The sequence below is a fragment of the Nocardiopsis mangrovi genome (genome assembly GCF_042653925.1).
Taxonomy (GTDB): domain Bacteria; phylum Actinomycetota; class Actinomycetes; order Streptosporangiales; family Streptosporangiaceae; genus Nocardiopsis_B; species Nocardiopsis_B mangrovi.
In genome coordinates, this window is the sequence record NZ_JBHSFQ010000069.1 from 1 (window position 1) to 5,637 (window position 5,637).

Annotated in this window: 1 protein-coding gene; it reads right to left on the bottom strand. The window is 74.8% G+C overall.

Annotated elements, in window-relative coordinates; translation table 11 throughout:
* A partial coding sequence (locus ACFO4E_RS29900; protein WP_378580647.1) for an SDR family NAD(P)-dependent oxidoreductase occupies window positions 1-5,612 on the bottom strand: 5,612 nt, incomplete at its 3' end.
* Window positions 5,613-5,637 lie beyond the last annotated feature (25 nt).

Here is a 5,637-nt window from a genome sequence, read left to right on the forward strand (position 1 = left end):
CTCACACCACCACCCGCACACCCCCCGAGCGCCCCGTCCAACGCCCCGCACACCTCATCAAAAGCCTCCGCGAACACCGGAAACGCCCCATACAACCCCCGACCCATCCCCACCCGCTGCGACCCCTGACCCGAAAACAACACCCCCACGGCGCCCTCGGCGACGGCTCCGGTGACGGTGGTGGGCGCCGGCTGGCCGCGGCCGAGCGCGCGCAGGGCGGTGACCAGCCCGGGTGTGTCATCGGCCAGGAGCACCGCCCGGTCATCGAGAGCGGTTCGGGTCGTCGCGAGCGAACGGCCAATGGCGGCCGGGTCGAGTTCGGGGCGTGCCTCGATGTGGTCCGCCAGCCGGTCGGCTTGGATACGCAGGGCGCCGGGGGTGGCACCTGAGAGCGGGAACGGCAAGGGCGCGGGGGCGCGTCGTCCGGGATCGGCGCCGGCGGGCTGGACGGTGCGGGGGGAGGGGTCGTGTTCGAGGATGAGGTGGGCATTGGTGCCGCTCACCCCGAACGACGACACCCCCACGCGACGCGGCCGACCGGTCTGGGGCCACTCCCGCGCCTCCCCCAACAGCTCCACCGCCCCCGCCGACCAGTCCACCTCCGAAGACGGCGCAGCCACATGCAGCGTCCGCGGCAACACCCCGTTGTGCATGGCGAGGATCGCCGTCAGCACCCCCGCGACTCCCGCCGCCGCCTGGGTGTGGCCGAGGTTGGACTTCACCGACCCCAGGCGCAATGGGGCATCCGGCGCGCGGTCGGCACCGTAGGTGGCCAGGAGCGCCTGCGCCTCGATCGGATCGCCCAGGCGGGTGCCGGTCCCATGCGCTTCGACCCAGTCGACATCGGCCGGGCGGAGCCGGGCGTCGGCCAGGGCGGCGCGGATGACACGCTGCTGGGAGGGTCCGCTGGGCGCGGTGAGCCCGTTGGAGGCGCCGTCCTGGTTGACCGCCGACCCCCGCACCACCGCGAGCACCCGGTGCCCGTTCCGCCGGGCGTCGGAAAGCCTTTCCAGCAGGACGAGCGCGGCGCCTTCCGACCAGGCCGTGCCGTCGGCCGCGGCCGAGAAGGGCTTGCAGCGGCCGTCGGGGGCGAGGCCGCGCTGCCGGGAGAACTCCACGAACGTGTCCGGGGTGGCCATGACCGTGGCGCCTCCGGCGAGCGCCATGGAGCACTCGCCCCGCCGCAGCGCCTGAGCCGCCAGATGGATCGCCACCAGCGACGACGAACACGCCGTGTCCACGGTGATCGCCGGACCCTCCAGCCCCAGCGCATACGCCACCCGCCCCGACGCCACGCTCCCCGAGCCGCCGGTCAACCGGAAGCCTTCGAGGTCGGCCGGGGCGGCTCCCTGCAAGCGGATGGCGTAGTCATGGGTGATCACGCCCGCGAAGACCCCGATGTCGCGGCCCTTCAGCGATGAGGGATCGATTCCTCCACGCTCCACGGTCTCCCACGACAGCTCCAGCAGCAGCCGCTGCTGGGGGTCCATCGCCAGCGCCTCGCGCGGCGAGATCCCGAAGAACCCCGCGTCGAACCCCGCCGCATCGTCCAGGAACCCCCCTTCCCGCACGTACGAGGTGCCCGCACGATCGGGATCGGGATCGAAGAGCGCCGCCAGATCCCAGCCGCGGTCCTCCGGGAAGGGCCCCATGGCATCCGCCTCCCCCGCGACCAGCCGCCACAGGTCCTCCGGCGACCCCACACCGCCCGGGAACCTGCACCCCATGGCGACCACCGCCACCGGGTCATCCGTGCCGGTGGCGCCCGTGGCGGGCACCGGTCGGGTGGAGGAGGGGCCCGCCACGCCGGTCAACTCGCGGTGGAGCATGCGGGCGAGTGCCTGCGGGGTGGGGTGGTCGAACACCACCGTGGCGGGCAGCCGGCGGCCGGTGGCGGTGTTCAGCCGGTTGCGGAGTTCGACCGCGGTGAGCGAATCGAACCCGCTCTCCTTGAACGCGCGCGCGGCGGGAATCGCGTCGCCGCCGGCATGCCCCAGGACGGCCGCCGCGTGTTCGCGTACCAGGTTCAGCAGCACCCGCCCGGCCTCCGCTTCGGGCAGGCCGGCGAGCCCGGCGAGGGGACCGCCGGCGGACACCGGATCGGCGGCGGTGCGGCGGGGGTGCCGGACCAGTCCGCGCAGCAGCGGCGGAACCGGATCGGAACCGTTGGGGCGCCGCAGCGCGCCGAGGTCCAGCCGCGCGGGTACCAGGGTGGCGGAGTCACCGCCCAGGCCGGCGTCGAAGAGGTGGCGGCCGTCGTCGGCGGAGAGGCCGGCCATGCCGCCGCGCCGGCTCCGCTGGAGGTCGGTGTCGCCGAGGTGCGCGGTGAGGCCGCTGGCGTCGCTCCAGTACCCCCAGGCCAGGGACACGGCGGGCAGCCCCTCGGCGCGTCGCCGCTGCGCCAAAGCATCGAGATAGGTGTTGGCCGCCGCGTAATTGGCCTGCCCCGGATTGCCGAACACCCCCGACGCCGACGAGAACAGCACGAACGCCGCCAGATCCAGACCCCGCGTCAACTCGTCCAGATGCCGCGCACCATCGGCCTTGGGGCCGAACACCGCGGCCAGCCGATCGCGGGTGAGGTCGGTGACGACGCCGTCGTCCAGGGCGCCGGCCGTGTGCACGACCGCGGTCAGCGGATGCTCCGCCGCAACCCCCGCCAGCAGCGACGCCACCGCCGCCCGGTCACCCACATCGCACGCCACCACCCGCACACGAGCACCGTGTTCCTCCAGCTCCGCCACCAGCCCCGCCACACCCGCCGCCGCCGGACCCCGCCGACTCGCCAAAACCACACGCCGCACCCCGTGCACCCCCACCAGATGCCGGGCCGTGATGCCGGCCAGGGCGCCGGTCCCGCCGGTGATCAGCACGGTTCCCGCAGGGTCGAGGGCGCGGGGCACGGTCAGCACGACCTTGCCGATGTGCCCGGCCCTGCTCATGTACCGGAACGCCTCGGGCGCGCGTCGCACGTCCCACGCGGCCAGGGGCGGGAGCGCTATGGCCCCTTCGCGGAAGAGCGCCATCAGGTCGGCGAGCAGGCGTGCGGTGTGATCGGGGTCGGCGTCGCGCAGGTCGAACACGCGATAGTCGACACCGGGGTGCCCCGCGGCGACGCCGGCGGGGTCGCGGCGGTCCGTCTTGCCCATCTCCAGGAACCGGCCGCCGCGCGGCAGCAGGCGCAGAGCGGCGTCGGTGAACTCGCCGGCCAGCGCGTTCAGGACCACGTCCATACCGCGGCCGCCCGTGGCCGCCAGGAACCGGTCCGCGAAGTCCGTGGACCGGGAGGAGGCGATGCGGGCGTCGTCGAGGCCCATGGCGCGCAGCGCGTGCCACTTGCCGGGACTCGCCGTGGCGTAGACCTCGGCGCCGAGGTGCCGTGCCAGGTGCACGGCCGCCGTGCCCACCCCGCCCGCCGCGGAGGTCACCAGGACGCGGTCGCCGGGACCGACCCCGGCGAGGTCGCGCAGGGCGTATGCCGCGGTGAGGTAGGCGATGGGCACCGAGGCCGCGGTCGCGAACGACCATCCCGGGGGAATCCGGGTGAGCAGCCGGTGGTCGGTCACCGCGAGCGGGCCGAACGCGCCGAAGGAGCGGTCGAAGGTCCCCAGGACGCGGTCGCCGGGCGCCAGGGCGGTGACGCCCGGACCGGTCTCCAGCACGACCCCGGCCGCCTCGCCGCCCAGCCCGGTCTCACCGGGGACCATCCCCAGGGTGACCAGGATGTCGCGGAAGTTGACGCCCGCGGCACGGACCCCGACACGGACCTGGCCGTCGGTGAGCGGAGCGGAGGCATCGGGATCGGGTACCAGGGCCAGGGCATCGGGCGTGTTCCGGCCTGTGGGCCGCAGGGACCACGCGGCCGCTCCGGACGGTATGACCAGGGCGGGGTCGTCGCCGGCGCGGGCGAGCCGGGGAATCCACGCGGATCCGCCGCGCAACGCGATCTGCGGCTCGTCCGTCGCCAGCGCGGCGGAGAGGGCCGGAAGCACGGTTGCGGGTGCGGTGTCGGGGCGGGGGTCGAGGTCGAGGAGCGTGATGCGGCCCGGGTGCTCGGCCTGGGCGGATCTCACCAGCCCCCACACCGCCGCGGCGGCGGGGTCGGTCGCCTCTGCGGCGTCGCCGGCGGGCACCGCGCCGCGGGTCGCCACGATCAGCCGGGTCGCCTCCAGGCGGGGGTCGGGCAGCGAGGAGCGGAGGAGGTCCAGCACGTACCCGGCGTGGTCCGCGGGACCGACGGGCGTCCGGGCACCGGCGGCGGCGTCCACGAGCAGCGGTCCGGGGGCGGGCGCACCGTTGTCGAGGGTGGAGAGGAACGCGGCGAGGTCGGGATAGGCGACGGACTCCGCGAACTCCGGCGGTACGGCGCCCAGCACGGTCCAGGGGGAAGGAGCGGGACCTGCGGCCGGGGGGTCGGACAGCCGGGTCCACGCGACCCGGAACAGGGAGTCGTCCGAGGCGGTCGGCCGGGTACCCAGCCGGTCGCGGGCGATGGAGCGGGTGACCAGGGAACCGATGGTGGCGACCGGGCCTCCGGTGGTATCGGTGAGGAGCAGGGAGACGGAGCCGGCGGATTCGCCCGCCGCGACATGTACTCGCAGCCGGGTGGCGCCCGAGGCGTGCAGGACCACCCGCCGCCAGGCGAAGGGCAGCGGGACGGGATCGCCGGGGCCGGGCGACGGCCCGGTGAGGAAGGTGCTCGCGTGGAGGGCGGAGTCGAGCAGCGCCGGGTGCAGGCCGAACGCGTCGGTTCCCGGCAGCAGGTCTCCGGAGAGGGAGATGTCGGCGAAGACCTCGTCGCCGCGCCGCCACAGAGACCGGAGTCCCTGGAAGGTGGCGCCGTACGCGTATCCGGCAGCGGCCTGGCGATCGTAGAACCCGCTCAGGTCCACGGGTTCGGCGCCGGTCGGCGGCCACGTTCCGGCGGCCCCGGGGGCGGGGTCGGGTTCGGCGGGAGCGAGGAGCCCCGAGGCGTGCAGGGTCCACGGGGCCGTGGCGTCCGCGAGGGCGGAGCCGTGTTCGCGGGAGTAGACGGCGACGGGGCGGCATCCGGCCTGGTCGGGCGGCGAGACCGCCAGTTGCAGGTGGACGGCTCCGTGGTCGGGAACGACGAGCGGCTGTTCGACGGTCAACTCGTCGAGCAGTCCACAGCCGACCTCGTCGCCCGCGCGCAGGACGAGCTCCACGAACGCGCTGCCGGGCAGCAGGACGGTGCCGTCGACCGCGTGGTCGGCGAGCCAGGGGTGGGTGGACCGGGAGATCCTGCCGGTGAACAGCAGGGAGTCGTCCGCGGCGAGCCCGGTGACGGTGCCCAGCAGCGGGTGGTCCGCGGGGGTGAGCCCCAGCCCGGCCGCGGACCGGCCATCGGTCGCAGCGGGTCGATCCGGCCAGTGGCGTTGTCGTTGGAAGGCGTAGGTCGGCAACCCCACCCGGCGCGCACCCGACCCCTCGAACACCGCACCCCAATCCACCCCCACCCCCCGCACCCACAACTCCCCCATCGAACACAGCAACCGCCGCATCCCACCGTCACCGCGCCGCAGCGTCCCCACCACCACCGACGGACCACCACCCGCTTCCTCCACCACCCCCTCCACCGCACCCACCAACACCGGATGCGCACTCACCTCCACAAAA